The 19003-nt window shown below is 61.4% G+C and carries 17 protein-coding genes; 14 read left to right on the forward strand and 3 right to left on the reverse strand.

Translation table 11 applies throughout. The features are described from left to right. The first annotated feature begins 39 nt into the window (after nt 1–39). The 7 genes from DQN55_RS16230 to DQN55_RS16260 all read left to right on the forward strand — a co-directional run bounded on the left by DQN55_RS16230 (nt 40) and on the right by DQN55_RS16260 (nt 6923). Complete coding sequence (locus DQN55_RS16230; protein ID WP_048379171.1) at nt 40–888, forward strand: fumarylacetoacetate hydrolase family protein; 849 nt, start codon at nt 40–42, stop codon at nt 886–888. Nucleotides 889–902: 14 nt separating this feature from the next. After that, on the forward strand, nt 903–2180 hold the full coding sequence (locus DQN55_RS16235; protein ID WP_048379166.1) for an L-fuconate dehydratase: 1278 nt from the start codon (nt 903–905) through the stop codon (nt 2178–2180). A 33-nt stretch (nt 2181–2213) separates the two neighbouring features. Beyond that, nucleotides 2214–3059, forward strand: coding sequence for an amidohydrolase family protein (locus DQN55_RS16240; protein WP_048379164.1), 846 nt, complete (start codon nt 2214–2216; stop codon nt 3057–3059). Then, on the forward strand, nt 3056–3832 hold the full coding sequence (locus DQN55_RS16245) for an L-fucose dehydrogenase (RefSeq protein WP_048379162.1): 777 nt from the start codon (nt 3056–3058) through the stop codon (nt 3830–3832). Before DQN55_RS16240 ends, DQN55_RS16245 begins: the two co-directional genes overlap by 4 nt. Then, nucleotides 3829–4176 (forward strand): L-rhamnose mutarotase, encoded by a 348-nt coding sequence (locus DQN55_RS16250; RefSeq protein WP_048379160.1) that lies wholly within the window; start codon nt 3829–3831, stop codon nt 4174–4176. Before DQN55_RS16245 ends, DQN55_RS16250 begins: the two co-directional genes overlap by 4 nt. Before the next feature lie 163 nt (nt 4177–4339). Next, nucleotides 4340–5566: an L-fucose:H+ symporter permease gene (fucP, locus tag DQN55_RS16255; protein WP_048379158.1), complete on the forward strand. Its 1227-nt coding sequence runs from the start codon at nt 4340–4342 to the stop codon at nt 5564–5566. A gap of 37 nt (nt 5567–5603) precedes the next feature. Then, entirely contained in the window at nt 5604–6923 is a 1320-nt protein-coding gene (locus DQN55_RS16260) for an MFS transporter (protein ID WP_048379155.1), read from the forward strand. 77 nt (nt 6924–7000) lie between these two features. Here DQN55_RS16260 and DQN55_RS16265 read toward each other — a convergent pair whose 3' ends face one another. Both DQN55_RS16265 and DQN55_RS16270 read right to left on the reverse strand, forming a co-directional pair. Then, nucleotides 7001–8281 carry an MFS transporter gene (locus DQN55_RS16265; RefSeq protein ID WP_048379153.1) on the reverse strand — a complete coding sequence of 427 codons (1281 nt, stop codon included), beginning with the start codon at nt 8279–8281 and terminating at the stop codon, nt 7001–7003. A 116-nt stretch (nt 8282–8397) separates the two neighbouring features. Then, nucleotides 8398–9354, reverse strand: coding sequence for a LysR family transcriptional regulator (locus DQN55_RS16270; RefSeq protein ID WP_048379151.1), 957 nt, complete (start codon nt 9352–9354; stop codon nt 8398–8400). Nucleotides 9355–9460: 106 nt separating this feature from the next. Here DQN55_RS16270 and DQN55_RS16275 point away from each other — a divergent pair, with 106 nt between their 5' ends. The 7 genes from DQN55_RS16275 to DQN55_RS16305 all read left to right on the forward strand — a co-directional run bounded on the left by DQN55_RS16275 (nt 9461) and on the right by DQN55_RS16305 (nt 17573). Beyond that, on the forward strand, nt 9461–10201 hold the full coding sequence (locus DQN55_RS16275) for an SDR family oxidoreductase (protein ID WP_048379148.1): 741 nt from the start codon (nt 9461–9463) through the stop codon (nt 10199–10201). Between the two features lie 140 nt (nt 10202–10341). Beyond that, complete coding sequence (locus DQN55_RS16280) at nt 10342–11190, forward strand: ureidoglycolate lyase (protein WP_048379146.1); 849 nt, start codon at nt 10342–10344, stop codon at nt 11188–11190. A 56-nt stretch (nt 11191–11246) separates the two neighbouring features. Beyond that, nucleotides 11247–12218, forward strand: a complete 972-nt coding sequence (denD, locus tag DQN55_RS16285; protein WP_048379144.1) for a D-erythronate dehydrogenase — start codon at nt 11247–11249, stop codon at nt 12216–12218. Nucleotides 12219–12315: 97 nt separating this feature from the next. Next, on the forward strand, nt 12316–13686 hold the full coding sequence (locus DQN55_RS16290; protein WP_048379142.1) for an MFS transporter: 1371 nt from the start codon (nt 12316–12318) through the stop codon (nt 13684–13686). Then, nucleotides 13683–14567, forward strand: a complete 885-nt coding sequence (locus DQN55_RS16295; RefSeq protein WP_048379139.1) for an NAD(P)-dependent oxidoreductase — start codon at nt 13683–13685, stop codon at nt 14565–14567. The genes DQN55_RS16290 and DQN55_RS16295 overlap by 4 nt, the downstream gene beginning before the upstream one ends. A gap of 16 nt (nt 14568–14583) precedes the next feature. Beyond that, nucleotides 14584–16368 (forward strand): IlvD/Edd family dehydratase, encoded by a 1785-nt coding sequence (locus tag DQN55_RS16300; RefSeq protein ID WP_048379137.1) that lies wholly within the window; start codon nt 14584–14586, stop codon nt 16366–16368. Nucleotides 16369–16385: 17 nt separating this feature from the next. Next, nucleotides 16386–17573, forward strand: a complete 1188-nt coding sequence (locus DQN55_RS16305; RefSeq protein ID WP_048379136.1) for a fumarylacetoacetate hydrolase family protein — start codon at nt 16386–16388, stop codon at nt 17571–17573. Nucleotides 17574–17672: 99 nt separating this feature from the next. On the opposite strand, the gene chrA is transcribed toward DQN55_RS16305, so the two are convergent. Continuing rightward, a complete protein-coding gene (chrA, locus tag DQN55_RS16310; protein ID WP_048379134.1) occupies nt 17673–18878 on the reverse strand; it encodes a chromate efflux transporter in 1206 nt (401 codons plus the stop codon). Between the last annotated feature and the right edge of the window lie 125 nt (nt 18879–19003).

A 19003-nucleotide genomic window follows, 5' to 3' on the forward strand; every position in this document is an offset into this window, starting at 1 on the left:
GGTTTTATTGCACTCTCATTATTTGACCAAGGAACTCATATGAAACTGCTGCGCTACGGTGAAAAAGGCCAGGAACGTCCCGCCCTGCTCGATAACAACGGCCAACTGCGTGATTTGTCCGCAGTGGTCACTGATATCGCAGGCGACACGCTAAGCCCGCAAAGCATTGCCCGCCTGCAAGCTATCGACCCCTCCACCCTGCCACGGGTTGAAGGCTCGCCACGTATCGGCGCCTGCGTCGGTCAGGTTGGAAAGTTCATTTGCATCGGCCTCAACTATGCCGATCACGCCGCCGAAACCGGAGCCGCCATTCCTGCCGAACCGGTGGTGTTCAACAAATGGACCAGCGCGATCGTCGGCCCGAATGACGACATTGAAATCCCGCGCAATTCCCGCAAAACCGACTGGGAAGTCGAGCTGGGCGTGGTGATCGGCAAAGGCGGCCGCTACATCAGTGAAAGCGATGCGCTTGAGCACGTGGCCGGTTATTGCGTGATCAACGACGTGTCCGAACGCGAGTTCCAGCTGGAGCTGGGTGGCACCTGGGACAAGGGCAAAGGCTGCGATACCTTTGGCCCGCTCGGCCCATGGCTGGTGACCCGAGATGAAATCGCCGACCCGCACCAGCTCGACCTGTGGCTGGAAGTGGATGGCAAGCGTTATCAGAACGGCAACACCCGAACCATGATTTTCCAGATCCCGAAAATCGTCAGCTACCTCAGCCAGTTCATGAGCCTGCAACCCGGTGACGTGATCTCCACCGGCACACCGCCCGGGGTTGGCCTGGGTATCAAGCCCGAGCCGGTTTACCTGCGCGCCGGCCAGCACATCCGCCTGGGCATCAGCGGGCTGGGCGAGCAACAGCAACGTACCGTAGATGCCGACTGACAGGGAGAGCCACCATGACCACTATTACTGCTGTTCGGGTTGAAGACATTCGCTTCCCTACCTCGCAATCCCTGGACGGTTCTGACGCGATGAACCCGGACCCGGATTATTCTGCGGCCTATGTCATCCTCGAAACCGATACCCCCGGCCTGCAAGGCCATGGCCTGACGTTCACCATCGGCCGCGGCAACGAGATCTGCTGCGCATCGATCAACGCACTGGCCGGCCTGCTGGTCGGGTTGAAACTGGAATGGATTGCCGAGGACATGGGGCGATTCTGGCGCCATGTAACCAGCGACAGCCAATTGCGCTGGATCGGCCCGGACAAAGGGGCGATCCATTTGGCGACCGGCGCTGTAGTCAATGCGGCATGGGATCTGTGGGCCAAGGCCGAAGGCAAGCCTGTGTGGCGCCTGGTGGCTGACATGAGCCCCGAGCAACTGGTGCGCTGCATTGATTTCCGCTACATCACCGACTGCATCACCCCGGATGAAGCCCTGCACTTGCTGCGTGAGCGTTCGAAGGGCAAAGCCGAGCGCCTGGCCTTGCTCGAAGCCGAAGGTTACCCGTGCTACACCACTTCCGCCGGATGGCTGGGTTATGCCGATGAAAAACTCCGCCGGCTATGCCAGGAAGCCGTGGATGCGGGCTTCTCCCACGTCAAATTGAAGGTTGGCCATGACCTGCAGGATGACATCCGCCGCGTCCGGATCGCCCGCGAAGTGCTGGGGCCGGATCGCCAGTTGATGATCGACGCCAACCAGGTGTGGGAGGTGGACGCCGCCATCGATTGGGTGCGCGAACTGTCATTCGCCAACCCGTGGTTCATCGAAGAACCCACCAGCCCCGACGACGTGGAGGGTCATCGCAAAATCCGCCTCGGTGTGGCTCCGGTCAAGGTCGCCACAGGCGAGATGTGCCAGAACCGTATCGTGTTCAAGCAACTGATCATGCGTGAAGCCATCGATGTGGTGCAGATCGATGCCTGCCGTCTGGGCGGGGTCAATGAAGTGCTCGCGGTGATGCTGATGGCCGCCAAATACAACTTGCCGGTGTGCCCGCATGCCGGTGGCGTTGGTTTGTGCGAATACGTACAGCATCTGTCGATGATCGACTACCTGTGCATCGCCGGTACTCACGAAGGCCGCGTGGTGGAGTTTGTCGACCATCTGCACGAGCACTTCGAAGACCCTTGCGTGATTCGCAATGCCGCGTACATGCCACCGCAAGCACCGGGGTTTTCGATCCAGATGAAAGCCGCGTCCCGCGAACAGTACCGTTACCGGGGTTAAACCAGACGTTTCAGCGGACGGAGTACAACAATAATGTCGTCCCGACACTCACTTCGGCTGGATGCTCACCAGCATTTCTGGCGCTATGACACCGCCAGCTATCCATGGATTGGCCAGGACATGCCCTGCTTGCGCCAGGATTTCCAGCCGGACGATCTGCGGCCGCTGCTGGATGCAGCCGGGTTTGACGGCTGTATTGCGGTGCAAGCCCGGGCCTGCGAAAGCGAAACCGATCAGTTGCTGCTACTGGCTGAACGTTACCCGTGGATTCGCGCCGTGGTGGGTTGGGTCGACCTGTGTGCCAGCGACCTTGAGCAGTCGCTGGAACGCTGGGCACAAGCCCCGGCATTGCGGGGCTTTCGCCATCAGTTGCAGGACGAGACCTCGCCCGCCGGGTTTATGCAAAAGGCCGAATTCCAGCGTGGCCTCGCCACGCTGCAACGTCAGGGGCTGGTCTATGAAGTGCTGGTCAAGGCAAAGGATCTGGGCGCGGTCACCGCGCTGTGCCACCAGCATGACCGGCACCACCTGGTGCTCGATCATCTGGGCAAGCCCGATGTGCAAGGCAACGATTTGAACGCCTGGGCCAAGCAGCTCGCGCCGCTGGCCGCCCTGTCCCATGTCAGTTGCAAACTGTCGGGGCTGATCACCGAGGCCCATTGGCAGCATTGGCATAACGCGCAATTGACCCCCTACCTGGAAACCGCGCTGGAACTGTTCGGTCCTGAACGCCTGATGTTTGGATCGGACTGGCCGGTGTGCCTGTTGGCCAGCGACTACCAGGCCACCTGCAGCCTGGTCGGTAGCGTGTCACAGCACGCGGCCATTTGGGGGGAGACGGCGTGCCGCGTCTACAACATAGAAGGAACGACTCGATGAATCTGTATCTGCAAAACAAGGTTTTTATCGTGACTGGCGGCGGCTCGGGGATTGGCGCCGCCATCTCCTTGGGACTGGCCGACGAAGGCGCGATCCCGGTGATTTTCGGCCATAGCCCGCTGTCCGAAGAACTGGCCCGGGAGCTGGATCAGCGCGGTGGCCAAAGCCTGTTTGTGCAGGTCGAGTTGCGCGACGAAGACGCTTGTCGTGCCGCGGTCGCCACCGTGCTGCAACGTTTCGGACGGATCGATGGACTGGTCAATAACGCCGGCGCAAATGATGGTGTCGGGCTGGAGGCCGGGTGCTCCGCTTTTGTGGAATCTCTGGAAAAAAACCTGATCCATTACTACCTCATGACCCATTTGTGCGTGGACGCACTCAAGGTCACCCGCGGCGCCATCGTCAATATCAGCTCCAAAACCGCGCTCACCGGCCAAGGCGGCACCAGCGGCTACACCGCCGCCAAAGGCGCACAGCTATCGCTGACTCGGGAGTGGGCCACTTCACTGCTGGGCGACGGAATCCGGGTCAACGCCGTGATCCCGGCGGAAGTCATGACCCCGTTGTACGAGCGCTGGATCGACACCTTTGCCGACCCCAAGGCCAAACTGGCGAGCATCGTCGAAAAAATCCCTTTCGGCCAACGCATGACCACGGCTGAAGAAATTGCCGACAGCGTGCTGTTCCTGTTGTCGTCACGTGCATCCCACACCACCGGGCAGTGGCTGGTGGTGGATGGCGGCTACACCCATCTGGACCGGGCGCTGACATGAACCGCCAATGCATGGCCCTGGACTTGAAGGACGACCCGGCACTGATCGCCGAGTACGAGCGTCTGCACCAGCACATCTGGCCGCAGATCAGCGCCCATCTGCGCCAGCACGGCGTGCTCGACATGCAGATATGGCGCCTGGGCACGCGGTTGTTCATGGTCATGGACACCGCCTCCGACTTCAACGCCAAGGCCTTTGCCCGGATCAGCGCCAGCGACCCGCAGGTACAGGAATGGGAAGCGCTGATGTGGCGCTTTCAGCAGCGCACGCCCTGGACCTTGCCCGATGAAAAATGGGCGCCGATGAGCCAGATTTTCAGCCTGTCGCACCAGACGGGTCCGTAGCCGCTGCCGGAGGCTGCGTCCGATGGCCCAGCCATCATTAAACCTGAACACACGTTTACCGGTAACACCGAAAACCCTGACTTTACGACGGTTCTACCGCCGGATGCAGCCTTCGGCGGCTGCGAGCGGTTGAGCACTCACAACAATAAAAAGGAGAGGCGTCATGTCAACCAAGCACCCGAACGTCGCAGCACCGCCCTTCGCGCGGGAGGTTACTTCCTATCGCTGGGCCCTGATTCTAGTGACCTGTCTGTTCTTTCTCTGGGGGCTGTCCTATGGGCTGCTGGATGTGCTGAACAAGCATTTCCAGGACACCCTGCATGTCACCAAAGCGCAATCCGGCCTGCTGCAAAGCGCCTATTTCGGGGCCTATTTCCTGATCGCTCTGCCCGCCGGTTTCCTGATGGATAAATACGGCTACAAGGCGGGAATTTTGCTCGGTCTATGCCTCTATGCCACTGGCGCAGTGCTGTTCATGCCAGCCGCTGCCGCGCAGAGTTTTCAGTTCTTTCTGTTCGCCCTGTTCGTGATCGCCTGCGGCCTGGGCTGCCTGGAAACTGCGGCCAACCCTTACGCCACGGTGCTGGGTGAACCGGCCGGGGCCGAGCGACGCCTCAACCTGGCGCAGTCGTTCAACGGGCTGGGGCAATTTTTCGGACCGCTGATTGGCGGCGCGCTGTTTTTCAGTGGCGCCAACAGCACCGACACCACGCAATCACTGCAAATGACCTATCTGGTGATTGCCGCACTGGTGTTGCTGGTGGCCATTCTGATCGCCCGTACACCGTTGCCTGATCTGCGTGAGCAGGAAGTTCAGGTCCAACAACACGACCACAAGACCCTGTGGCAACACCGCGAGTTCGTCGCCGGGGTGATTACCCAGTTTTTCTATGTCGGCGCGCAGGTCGGCGTGGGGGCGTTTTTCATCAACTACGTGACTGAACACTGGGCGCAAATGAGCAGCCAGCAAGCGGCGTATCTGCTGTCGATTGCGATGCTCAGTTTCATGTTTGGACGCTTCTTCAGCACCTGGCTGATGGGCCGCATCAATGCCCAACGCCTGCTGCTGGTTTATGCCCTGATCAACGTCGGGCTCTGTGCTCTGGTGGCGCTCGGCCTGGAAGGTGTGTCAGTGGTTGCGCTGGTGGCGATGTTCTTTTTCATGTCGATCATGTTCCCGACCCTGTTTGCGATGGGCGTGAAAAACCTCGGCCCGCACACCAAGCGCGGCAGCTCGTTCATGATCATGGCCATTGTCGGCGGTGCGCTGCTGCCCTACGTCATGGGCCTGGTGGCTGACCACTCTTCCACCGCCGTGGCGTACCTGCTACCGATGGGCTGTTTTGTGATCGTTGCGGTTTATGCCCGTGGCGCCCTGAAGAAAAACTGATTGCTGTACTCCACAAAAAAAACAATCGGAGCACCTCATGTCAAATCCCGTACTCCAACAAGCGCTAAGCAAGATTCGCTGGCGCATCCTGCCCTTTGTCGCACTGATGTTCGCCATGGCGATCATCGACCGCTCCAATATCGGTTTTGCCAAGCATGCCTTCCAGGCGGACACCGGCCTCAGCAACGCGGCATTTGCCTTGGGCGCGGGGATTTTCTTCATCGGCTATGCGGTGTTTGAAGTCCCGAGCAACCTGATGCTGCACAAGATTGGTGCCCGCATCTGGCTAAGCCGGATCATGGTCACCTGGGGCCTGGTGTCGGCGGCGATGATGTTTGCCCACGACGAAACCAGCTTCTACATCCTGCGCTTTTTGCTGGGCGTAGCCGAAGCCGGCCTGTCGCCGGGCGTGGTGTTGTACCTGACCTACTGGTTCCCGCAGAACCAGCGCGGCTCGGCCTACGGCATCTATTACTTCGGCGTGCCCGTATCGCTGATGGTCGGCGGGCCCGTGTCGGGCTGGTTGCTGGAAACCGCCCAATTCGGCCTCACCGGCTGGCAATGGATGTTTGTGACTGAAGGCCTCGCGGCTTCGATCATCGGCGTGTTTGCGTTCTTTTACCTGACCGACAAACCCCGCGATGCCAAGTGGCTGAACAACGAAGAAAAGGTCGCGATCGAGCACGAACTTGAAAAAGAGCACCTGCAAAAAGCCAACAAGGGACCGTCTTCGTGGCGTGCGGCAATGATCAACCCCGTGGTGCTGTACTTCACCCTGATCTACTTCACCATTCAGGTCAGCGTGTATGGCGTACTGTTCTACCTGCCGACGCGGATCGCCGAACTGCTGGGCACCGGCATTGGCTTGAAAGTTGGCTTGCTGACATCAATTCCGTGGATTGCCACCGTGATCATGCTGTATGCCGTCACCCGCTACGCCGACCGCAAAGGCCAGCAAACCCGCTTCGCCGCCATCATGCTGGCACTGGCTGCTGTGGGCATGGTCGGCTCGACCCTGAGCGGCAGCTTGCCACTGGTGATTCTGGCGTTCTGCGTCGCAGCCGCCGGGTTTATCACCGTGCAACCGTTGTTCTGGACCTTGCCTACGCGCTTTTTGGGTGGCGCCGCAGCAGCCAGTGGAATTGCCGTGATCGGTGCGCTGGGCAACCTGGGGGGCTTCCTCGCACCTACGGTCAAGACCTGGGCCGAGGGCTACTTCAATAACGCCCATGCGGGCATGTACTTTTTGGCCGGGACAGCGTTGCTGGGGGCCCTGATGCTGGTCCGCTCAGCCAGGGCCGGGCGTAAACCCGGCCAATCGGTTGATGCTGCCTTGAGCGTCAAAGCGTCTTCCTAGCCTCTGACAAAGGCTGCGATGCATCACCACCCCCTAAAAAAACCGGTTCATTGAACCGGTTTTTTTAGGGCTCTGACTCAGGCCGTTGCGGCCTCGCCTTCCAGTGTCGACGCTGACGGAAGACCCGCCTGCGGCTCCTTGAGCAGCGCAAAATAAGCAAACGCTGAACACACCGCAACCACTGCACTGATCACGAACGCGGAAGAGAACGAGCCGCTCTGCTGCACGCTAAAGCCCGTGAGAATCGGGGCGATGGAGCCTGCCAGATAGCCACCGAAGTTCTGGATCGAACCGAATGACGCCACCCGTTCCGAGGGCACGATGGTGTTGACGATCATCCATGCCGTGGCACTGGAGATGTTGATGAAAAACATCGTCAGGCACAGCAACACCGTGCAGGCCACCACGTTGGTGGTGAACGCCACGATCAGGGTAAACAGCGCCCCGCCAAGCAACCCCATAATCACCATCAGTTTGCGGCTCGCCAGTACTTTCATGCCGCGTGCAACCAACCGGTCGCAGCACTTGCCGGCGACGATGGTACCCAGCGCGCCAAACAGGTAGGCCAGCGACACCACCCAGGCGGTGCGGTACAAATCCAGGCCATGCTCACGCTCGAAATAGCCGGGCAACCAGGTGAGGTTGAGCCAGATCATGTAGATCACGCCCATGAACCCGAGGAAAGCACCCCAGGTATTGCGATCCTTGAACAACGAGGTCCAGCGCACTTTCGGCGCTGCCTTGTGCTGCACCGGCACAGGTTCGGCACGGCCGGTTTCAGCCATGTACTGCGCTTTGCTTTTATAGAATTTGAACCAGCACACCGCCAGCAGCAAGCCCATGACACCGGTGAGGATGAACATGCCGCGCCAGCCCAGATGTACCATGAACACGGTCAGCAAAGGCGGTGCCAGGCACGGGCCAATGCAGGTCGAGGACCACACCCAGCCGGTGGCCGTGCCACGCTCCTGAGTATCAAACCACTCTGATAATGCCTTGGCCGCCGAGGGAAACACCGGTGCTTCGCCAATCCCCAGCAACACCCGCAGGCCGACCAGATGGCCGTAGCTGCTGAACAGACCGAAGGCCGCCTGCGCCACCGACCACACCACCAGCGATCCGCCCAGCGCCAGCTTGCTGCCCAGCTTGTCGATCAAGGCGCCCAGGGGAAGTTGCGAGAATGCGTAGGCAATTGAAAAGGCCGAGAGCATCACACCCATTTGCATCGGGCTGATGGCCAGGTCTTTTTGGATGGTGGTGTTAGCGATGGACAGTGCGCTGCGGTCGAGGTAGTTGACCACGCCGATCAGGAACAGGAAAAAAATCGTCAGCGTCTTGTAGCTTTTTATTGTTTTCATAAGCGCCTCTAGTGAGCGATTGCGCCTCTACCTGTCAGGTGGGGCGAGGCTCACTCTAGAGGGCCGCTCAATGGCTGCCTAATTACAAGTTCCCATCAGACGATAACCATGAGTTATCAAACGCTCTGACGAGCACCACGCAGCGCGTCGGGGCCGCTGAGCAAGGCGTCGATAAAGGCCTGCGCAGACCACCGTGGTGGCTCGTTGCGGCGGGTGATAATGCCGTAGTCCGCCAGCACCAGCGGAAACGGCAGCGCCAGGCGGGCCAAGCGACCGGCCAGAATCTCCGGCTCGACCATCGACTCAGCCAGCATCGAGACCACGGGGGCCGTCTGCAGCAATTGCATGGTGGTTTGCAGAGAGACCGTTTCTACGGTGTTTTCCGGCGTCTGCATGCCCGCCTCGACAAACGCCCGCTCCAGCCGTGCACGCATCGGGGTGCCGGTTGGATAGACCACCCACGGCCAACTGCCGAGTTCGGCCAGCGGTACCTCGCTGGCTCCGGCCAACGGATGCTGGCTGCCGGTGACCAGGCACAGCGGTTCCGGCGCCAATGGCTGGAAATCAAACAGTTCGCGGTGCCGGTCGAGCGTAAACCGGGCAACCACTACATCCAGTTCCTTGTGCTCAAGCATGGTCAGCAAGTTGGCGCTGGTGCCTTCGAGTATTTCCAGGGTCAGCAATGGCCAGCTGTGTTTGACGTCGACAATCGCCGCCGGCACCGCCACCGCCGTGGCCGCATAAATGGTGCCTACCTTGAGCAGACCATGCCCGCCCTGGCGCAGGTGGTTGATCTGGCCAACGAACTGCTGTGTGTCGTTCAGCGCGATCTGGGCAAACCGGGCCACGTGCCGACCGAGGTCGGTGAGCGACATGCTGCGCGGCAAACGCTGGAACACATCGAAGCCCAGTTGATGCTCGATCTCGCGCAGCATCTTGCTCACCGCCGGCTGGCTGATGTTCATCTCCTGGGCTGTGGCGTGCATATTTTGCGTGCGCGCGAGGGTGTCGATCAGCACCAGATGACGAACGCGCAGCCAGTTGCACAGTTGATTAAAACCTACGTCCGCCATCCGATAACCTCCGGTTATTAAGGCTTGAGAATATCTCATTGGCGATTATCGGAAAGCAACATTAGGGTGGTGCCGTTGCGCTAAATAATAACAATGGAACTCCCCCATGAACCTCGCCAACAAACGCGTTCTGATCACCGCTGCGGCACAGGGTATTGGTCTGGCATCGGTGCTGGCCTTTCGTGACGCGGGCGCCGAGGTCATCGCCACTGATCTGAACATTGAAACCTTGCAAGACATCCCCGGCATCCAGGCCTTGCGACTGGACGTAACCAGCCCGACAGCCATCTCTGCGACCTGCCAGCAGGTCGGCACGCTGGACGCTCTGTTCAACTGTGCCGGTTACGTGCACAGCGGTGCGTTGCTCGAATGCGACGAGCAGGCCTGGCAGTTCTCCTTCGACCTCAATGTCACCGCCATGTACCGGATGATCCGCGCATACCTGCCCGGCATGCTGGCCGCCGGCGGCGGCAGTATCGTCAACATGGCCTCGGTGGCCTCCAGCGTCAAAGGCGTGCCCAACCGTTTCGCCTACACCGCCAGCAAGGCAGCCGTCGTCGGCCTGACCAAGTCGGTCGCCAGTGACTACGTGCGCCAGGGAATTCGTTGCAATGCCATTTGCCCGGGCACGGTGGACTCCCCTTCCCTGCGCCAGCGTATCGCCGAACAGGCCCGCGAACAGGGACGCTCGGAGGCTGAGGTGTACCAGGCATTTGTCGACCGCCAGCCCATGGGCCGCATCGGCACCGCCGAAGAAATCGCCCGGCTCGCGCTCTACCTGGCCAGCGACGCCAGCGCCTACACCACCGGTGGCGTGCATGTCATCGATGGCGGGATGAGTAATTAAACGCAGATGCATCCCGTAGGAGCGAGCTTGTTCGCGATGCAGACGACGCGGTTTGTCTGAAGCACCGCGGTGATGCAATCGCGAGCAAGCGCTCTCCCACAAAGAGCATTGATTTCTACGTTTTGGATAAAGGAGCTTTTATGAAACTGCTGCGCTACGGCGAAAAAGGTCAGGAAAAACCCGGGCTACTGGACGCTCAAGGCAACATTCGCGATGTGTCGGCACATATCGCCGATGTGGCCGGCAAGGCGCTGGACCCGGTCAGCCTCCAGGCGCTGAGCAACATCGACCCTTCAACATTACCCCTGGTTCCAGGTTCGCCGCGCATTGGCGCCTGCGTCGGACAGGTGGGCAAGTTCATCTGCATCGGCCTTAACTATGCCGACCACGCAGCCGAGTCGGGCATGGCCGTGCCCAGCGAGCCAGTGCTGTTCAACAAGTGGACCAGCGCCATTTGCGGGCCGAACGATGATGTCGAAATCCCTCGCGGGTCGACCAAGACCGACTGGGAAGTCGAACTCGGCGTGGTGATTGGCAAGGGCGGTCGCTACATCGACGAAAGTAACGCCATGGAACACGTGGCCGGCTATTGCGTGATCAACGATGTATCCGAACGTGAATGGCAGCTGGAACGCGGTGGCACCTGGGACAAGGGCAAGGGTTTTGACACCTTCGGCCCCATCGGCCCGTGGCTGGTGACCCGTGATGAAATCACCGACCCGCACCAGCTCGACCTGTGGCTGGAGGTCGATGGCCACCGCTACCAGAACGGCAACACGCGCACCATGGTGTTCCAGATTCCGGCGCTGATTGCCTATTTGAGCCGCTGCATGTCCTTGCAGCCAGGCGACATCATTTCTACCGGCACACCACCGGGTGTAGGCCTGGGCATCCAGCCTGAGCCGGTGTTCCTGCGTGCCGGCCAGCAAATGCGTCTGGGCATCGCCGGCCTCGGAGAGCAATCCCAGCGCACGGTTCAGGCTGACTGACTCACGCGTCGAACACTCTCCACCGACATAAGAACGATAAGAAACAGGAGTAACACATGCGAATTCTCATCACTGGCGGCACCGGCTTTATCGGCAAACAACTGGCTCAGCGCCTGCTCGACCTCAACAGCCTGAGCCTCGAAGGCCAGGCACCGCGCACCATCGAACGCATCGTGCTGTTCGACGCCTTTGCCGGTGAAGACGTGCCCAATGACCCGCGCATCGAGCTGGTCACCGGTGATGTCGCCGACCCTGCGGTGATTGCCCGGGTCACCGATGGCGTAGATCTGGTATGGCACCTGGCAGCGGTGGTCAGTTCGGCAGCCGAGGCCGATTTCGACCTGGGCATGCAGGTCAACCTGCACGGCCTGATGCTGCTGCTGGAAACCCTGCGCAAACAGGGCAACGCCACCCGCCTGGTTTACGCCAGCGGCTTTGCAGTGTTTGGCGGTACATTGCCGGAAGTGGTCAATGACGACACCGTCCTCACCCCGCAATCGTCCTACGGCATGCAAAAAGCCGTCGGCGAGCTGCTGGTGGCCGACTATGCGCGCAAAGGTTTTGTCGATGGCCGCGTGCTGCGCCTGCCAACCGTGGCCGTGCGCCCGGGTAAACCGAACAAGGCCGCCTCGACTTTCTTCAGCTCGATCATTCGCGAACCGCTGGTAGGCCTGCCTGCCGTCTGCCCGGTGCGTCCGGATACGCAGGTGTATCTGACATCGCCACGACGCATCATTGAATCCATGCTGCTCGGCATGACCCTGTCGCCGCAGACCCTGGGCAATCAACGGATCATTCCCCTGCCGGGCGTGACCACCACGGTCGCCGACATGGTATCTGCCCTGCAACGCGTGGCCGGCGAAGACGTGGCCAAGCTGATCCGCTGGGAACCGGACGCCACCATCCAGCGCATTGTCGAAAGCTGGCCGAGCCGGGTTGAAGCACCGCGCGCCCGCGCCCTGGGCTTTACCGCCGATCCTGATTTCGACGCCATCGTCCAGGCCCACATCGAGGACACCGCTGTCTGACAGAAGTACCCACCTGCCGGAGCGAGCAAGCTCGCTCCGGCAGAAAGCAAAACCCGTTCGCGTTACCCACAACAATAAAAAATCGAGGCCATGCGACATGACCACCCCATCGCTCCCCGATGTCTCGGACATCGAACAACAGACGATCAAACGCGTTACCAGACGCATGATCCCCTTTCTGGTCCTGCTGTTTGTAGTTGCCTTTCTGGACCGCAACAACGTTGGTTTCGCCGCGCTGCGCATGAACGAAGATATCGGCATCAGCCAGACCATTTATGGCCTGGGTGCGGGTATTTTCTTCCTCGGTTACTTTATGTTCGAAGTGCCGAGCAACATTTTGCTGCACCGCTACGGCGCTCGGGTCTGGATCGCACGGATCATGGTGACCTGGGGCATCATCGCTGGTGCCATGGGCTTTTTGCAGACGCCGGTTCACTTCATCTCCCTGCGCGTGCTGCTGGGCATTGCCGAAGCCGGGTTCTTCCCGGGCGTGATCTATCTGCTGTCGCTGTGGTTCCCGAGCCGTTACCGCGCCCGCATGATCGCTTCTTTCTACCTGGGCGTACCCATCGCACAAATCATCGGCGCCCCGCTGTCGGTGGGCCTGATGGAAATGGGTGATGCCTGGGGCTTCGTCGGCTGGCGCCTGATGTACATCGTCGAAGCCATACCGGCGGTGATCCTTGGTGTGGTGTGCTTCTTCTACCTCACTGATCACCCGGCCGATGCTCACTGGCTGACTGAAAAACAGCGCACCTGGCTGATCAACACCCTGGCCCAGGAAGAGCGCAACAAACCGCTGGTGGTGGGCGTTCAGCCGACCAAGGGCCAGATGATCCGCAAGGCCCTGTGCAACCGTCAGGTATGGATGCTGGCGTTGGTGTATTTCGGTATCACCTCGGGCTCCAACGCGATGAACTTCTTTATGCCAACGGTGCTGGCATCGTTCCGCGGCACCTTCGGCCTGGAGATCGGCCTGATGCAGAACGGCCTGATCACCGCAATCCCGTACGCCGTCGCCGCAGTCGCCATGATCTGGTGGAGCCGTCGCTCCGACCGTCTGCAAGAACGCCACTGGCATGCGGGCGGTGCCGCCATGCTTGCGGCGCTGTCCATTGCCGTAGCGCTATGGCTCAACCAGCCGTGGATCATCGTCATCGGTTTCATCCTGCTGGCGATGGGTGTCTACAGCGCGATCAACGTGTTCTGGGCCGTACCGGGGCAAGTGCTGACCGGCGTGGGCGCTGCCGTGGGCATTGGCCTGATCAACTCCATCGGTAACCTCAGCGGCTTCATCGGCCCTTACCTGACCGGCTATCTGTTCACCGTGACCGGCAGCTACACCCCAGGCTTCCTGGTGATTGCTGCGCTGGTCGGCCTTGGTGGTCTGGGCATGGTGATGATGCCGCGCAACAAGGTGTCGCAGATTGGCGCAGAACTGGCCCCGGCCGCAGGAGGTAAAGCATGAGTTTGCCAACCGTAGCCTTTATCGGTACCGGGATCATGGGCCAACCCATGGCCCGCAACCTGCTGCAAGCCGGCTACCCGGTGCGGGCCTGGAACCGCTCGATCGCCAAGGCCGACGCACTGGCCGCCCACGGCGCCGAGATTTACCAGACCCCGACCCAAGCGGCAAACGGCGCGCAGGTGTTGATCTGCATGCTCAGCGATGGCCCGACCTGTGACCAGGTGCTGTTTGGCGAAGGAGGCGCGGCGCTGGTTCTGGCGCCAGGTGCGCTGGTGATTGTCATGAGCTCGATTCCGGTCGACACCGCCGTCGAGCACGCTCGACGTTGTGCCGAACGGGGCCTGCATTACCTCGACGCCCCGGTGTCCGGAGGTGAGCGTGGGGCCCGCGAAGGCAATCTGGCAATCATGGTCGGCGGCGAACCCCCCGCCTTCGACCTCGGCCGCGAGGTGCTGGCCGCCATGGGCCGGCCGGTGCATGTCGGCCCGGCCGGTACCGGCGAGCTGTCCAAACTGGTCAACCAGTTGATCGTTGCCAGCACCATCGCCACGGTCGCCGAAGGCCTGCTGCTGGCCGAACGCGGCGGTGCGGACCCGGCCAAAGTGCATGACGCGCTGCTGGGCGGGTTCGTCGACTCTCCAATCTGGCGCCAGCATGGCCAACGCATGATCAACAACGACTTCACACCCGGCGGTCCGGCCAAGTGGCAACTCAAGGACACCCGGACCGCCCTCGCCCAGGCGCAAAAGCTGGGCCTGAGCCTGCCAGTAGGCAGCCTGGTCGACGGGCTGTTCCAGGCCATGGTCGAGGCTGGCGACGGCGAACTCGACCATGCCGGGCTGATCCGCCAGCTGCGCCGCAACAACTCATTGCCCGAATAATTTGATGGAGCCTGTCATGACCGATTCAACCCCACGCCGCCTGCGCAGCCAGCAATGGTTTGATGACCCCAGCCACGCCGACCTCACCGCGCTGTACGTGGAACGCTACATGAACCAGGGCCTGACCCGCGCCGAGCTGCAATCGGGTCGCCCGATCATCGGCATTGCCCAGACCGGCAGTGACCTGACGCCCTGCAACCGCCATCACATCGAGCTGGCCAAGCGGGTCAAGGACGGCATCCGTGACGCGGGTGGCATCCCGATGGAATTTCCGGTGCACCCGATCGCCGAACAATCGCGCCGCCCGACAGCGGCCCTGGACCGCAACCTCGCCTATCTGGGCCTGGTGGAAGTGCTGCACGGCTATCCGCTGGATGGTGTGGTGCTGACCACCGGCTGCGATAAAACCACCCCGGCTTGCCTGATGGCCGCAGCGACCACCGACTTGCCTTCCATCGTGCTCTCCGGCGGGCCGATGCTCGATGGCTGGCACAAAGGCCAGCGCATCGGCTCCGGCACCGTGCTGTGGCATGCGCGCAATTTGCTCAGCGCCGGCGAGATCGATTACGAAGGGTTCATGACCCTGACCACTGCCTCATCCCCTTCAATTGGTCACTGCAACACCATGGGCACGGCGCTGTCGATGAACGCACTGGCCGAAGCACTGGGCATGTCACTGCCCGGCTGCGCCAGCATCCCGGCACCTTACCGCGAGCGCGGGCAGATGGCCTATGCAACCGGCATGCGTATCGTCGACCTGGTGCGCGAAGACGTGCGCCCGTCGCAGATCATGACCCACGCCGCCTTTGAAAACGCGATCGCCGTCGCCTCGGCGCTGGGCGCTTCCACCAACTGCCCACCGCACCTGATTGCGATTGCCCGCCACAGCGGCATCGACCTGTCACTGGAAGACTGGCAGCGCGTCGGCGAAGACGTGCCGTTGCTGGTCAACTGCATGCCGGCCGGCGAGTACCTGGGCGAAGGCTTCCACCGTGCTGGCGGCGTACCGGCCGTGATGCATGAACTGGACAAGGTTGGACGCCTGCACCGTGACTGCCGTTCGGTGAGTGGCCGGAACATGGGCGAGATCGTGGCCGACGCCATGACCGGCGACCGCGACGTGATCCGTTCGTACGAGGATCCGCTGATGCACCGCGCCGGCTTTATCGTCCTCAGCGGCAACTTCTTCGATAGCGCCATCATGAAGATGTCGGTGGTGGGCGAAGCCTTCCGCAGCACTTACCTCAGCGACCCGTTACAGCCCAACAGTTTTGAAGCCCGGGCCATCGTGTTCGAAGGGCCGGAAGACTATCAGGCGCGTATCAACGACCCGGCGCTGGACATCGACGAGCGCTGCATTCTGGTGATTCGCGGCTGTGGCACCGTTGGTTTCCCGGGCAGCGGCGAGGTGGTGAACATGACCCCGCCGTCGGCGCTGATCAAGGCCGGCATCGATTCGTTGCCGTGCATGGGCGACGGTCGCCAAAGCGGGACCTCGGCGAGCCCGTCGATCCTCAATATGTCGCCGGAATCGGCCGTGGGCGGAGGCCTGTCGCTGCTGCGCACCGGTGATCGCCTGCGCGTCGACCTGAATGCCCGCAGCGTCAATCTGCTGGTGGATGAGGCCGAACTGGACGCCCGCCGTCAGGAACCGCTGCCTCCCCTCGCCCCGTCGCAAACGCCGTGGCAAGAACTCTACCGCCAACTGGTCGGCCAACTGTCCACCGGCGGCTGCCTGGAACCGGCAACCCTGTACTGGCGCGTCATCCCGGAAAACGGCCCACCTCGCCATTCTCACTAAGCCCAAGGACGAGCCTTATGAAATCCCTGCAATTAACCGTAGAAAACTCTCTGCCCCACGACTGGCAACGCGCAACTCTGGTCGGTCGGGTGTGGCTGCCGGGCACGTCCGGCGGCCCCGCTGTGGTCGTGGTGCGTGACGGTGAAGTGATCGACTGCACCGCACACTTCTCCACCCTGAGCCTGTTGCTGGAAACGCCGTCACCGCTGCAAACCGTGCGCGAAACCCGCGGTACTTCGCTGGGGACACTTCAGGCCCTGCTGGCCAACAGCGGCGAACAGCGTGATCCGGCACAACCTTACCTGCTGGCCCCTGCCGACCTGCAAGTGATCAAGGCCGCCGGCGTGACCTTCGCCGCCAGCATGATCGAGCGGGTGATTGAGGAAAAAGCCGGCGGCGATGCCCTGCGTGCCGAACACATCCGTGCCCTGGTGCAGGAAGTGATCGGCGACAACCTGCGCGACCTGCGCCCTGGATCACCGGAGGCCATGCGCCTGAAGCAGGTGTTGATCGAACAGAACATGTGGTCGCAATACCTGGAAGTCGGCATCGGCCCCGACGCCGAAATCTTCACCAAAGCCCCGATTCTGGCGGCGGTGGGCAGTGGCAACACGATCGGCGTCCATCCCGGTTCCAGCTGGAACAATCCTGAGCCGGAAGTGGTGCTGGCGGTGGACAGCCAAGGCCGGATCCACGGCGCAACCCTGGGCAACGACGTCAACCTGCGCGACTTCGAAGGGCGCAGTGCGCTGCTGCTGAGCAAGGCTAAGGATAACAACGCTTCTTGTGCATTGGGGCCCTTCATTCGGCTGTTCGATGAGCATTTCAGCCTGGATGACGTACGTCGCTGCGAAGTGACCTTGCGGGTCGAAGGCCAGGACGGCTACGTGCTCAACGGCAACAGTTCAATGAGCCAGATCAGCCGCGACCCGGCGGACCTGGCGCAGCAGACACTCAACGCCAACCACCAATATCCGGACGGCTTCGTGCTGTTCCTCGGCACCCTGTTCGCCCCCACCGATGACCGCGATCAACCAGGTCAGGGCTTTACCCATAAGGAAGGGGATGTGGTGAGCATCTCATCCCCTGCCCTCGGCGCGCTGCATAACCGTGTCACCGGCAGCGACCAGGCGGCGCCCTGGGCATTCGGGGTCGGTGCCCTGATGAAGAACCTGGCGCAACGCGGCGTGCTCGGCCAGGCATGACCGATGTAGCTCGCCCCTGAGCACTGATGCGAAAACGCCCCGCCGGAGACATCCTCCAGTGGGGCGTTTTTTATTCTGACCGGGTACCTGGCATGTTCATCACATAACGCTCAGCCCCCAACCTGCGACCCCGCTACCGAGCACCACCAGCCATGGCGGGAGTTTCCAGAACATCAGCGCGACCAGGGCAAGGAGCGCCAACGCAAAATCTTCAGTCCGCAAAATCGCACTGGTCCAGACCGGTTGATACAGCGCGGCCAGCAACAGGCCGACGACCCCCGCATTTACCCCGGCCAGTGCCGCCTGTGTACGCAAGCTGCGGCGCAACTGCTCCCAAAAAGGCAAGGCGCCGACTATCAGCAGAAAGGAGGGCGCGAAGATTGCCAGCAAACACACCATGCCTCCTGCCCAGCCTGAAGGCGCGAGGTTCATGGATGCCCCGAGAAAAGCGGCAAAGGTAAACAGCGGTCCCGGCACCGCTTGCGCAGCCCCATAACCGGCCAGGAACACGTCATTGCTGACCCAGCCCGCAGGCACCACCTCAGCTTGCAACAAGGGCAACACCACATGGCCGCCACCGAATACCAGCGACCCCGCCCGGTAGAATGCATCCACCAGGGCCACGGTCTGATTCGGCAAGCGTTCTGCCAGAAGCGGCAGGCCGACCAGCAACAGCACAAACAGCGCCAGGCAGATGATTCCTGCCCGTTGACTGACCGGCATCGGCAGCGGATCGTGCGCGGCGCGCTGTTCAGGTTTGAACAGCATCAGCCCGGCAACCCCCGCCGCAACAATAACCCCGACCTGCCCCCACGCAGAGGGCTCGACCAACGCCACGCAGGCGGCCAGCGTCATCAGGGTGATTCGCCGCACGTCCGTGCACAAGGTGCGCGCCATCCCCCAGACCGCTTGAGCCACCACCGCAACGGCTACCACTTTAAGCCCGTGCAAGGCGCCGGATGAAATGGCAGTGCCGTAATGGGAAATACCCAGCGCAAACAGGATCAGGACAATTGCCGACGGCAAGGTAAAACCCGCCCACGCCGCCAGCGCACCCGCGTATCCTGCCCGCGACAACCCCAATGCGATACCGACCTGACTGCTGGCCGGTCCCGGCAAGAATTGGCAGAGCGCCACCAGGTCCGCATAACTGCGATCCGTCAGCCACTGCCGCCGCGCCACAAACTCCTCACGAAAATACCCCAGATGAGCAATTGGCCCACCGAAAGACGTCAGCCCAAGGCGCAAAAAAACCAGAAACACAGCCCACGCACTACTGCGCTGATTGACACCCGAACTGACCATGCAAACGCCTCATGCTTGAACTGGACACTGAGAACACAGCGCGGAACACGCCTGAATGCACGGAAATCTCGCACAGCCGATACCAACAGGCAAATAGACTGAACTGGCGCGGCTTATTCATGGGT

The sequence above is a fragment of the Pseudomonas taetrolens genome (assembly GCF_900475285.1).
Classification (GTDB): Bacteria; Pseudomonadota; Gammaproteobacteria; order Pseudomonadales; family Pseudomonadaceae; genus Aquipseudomonas; species Aquipseudomonas taetrolens.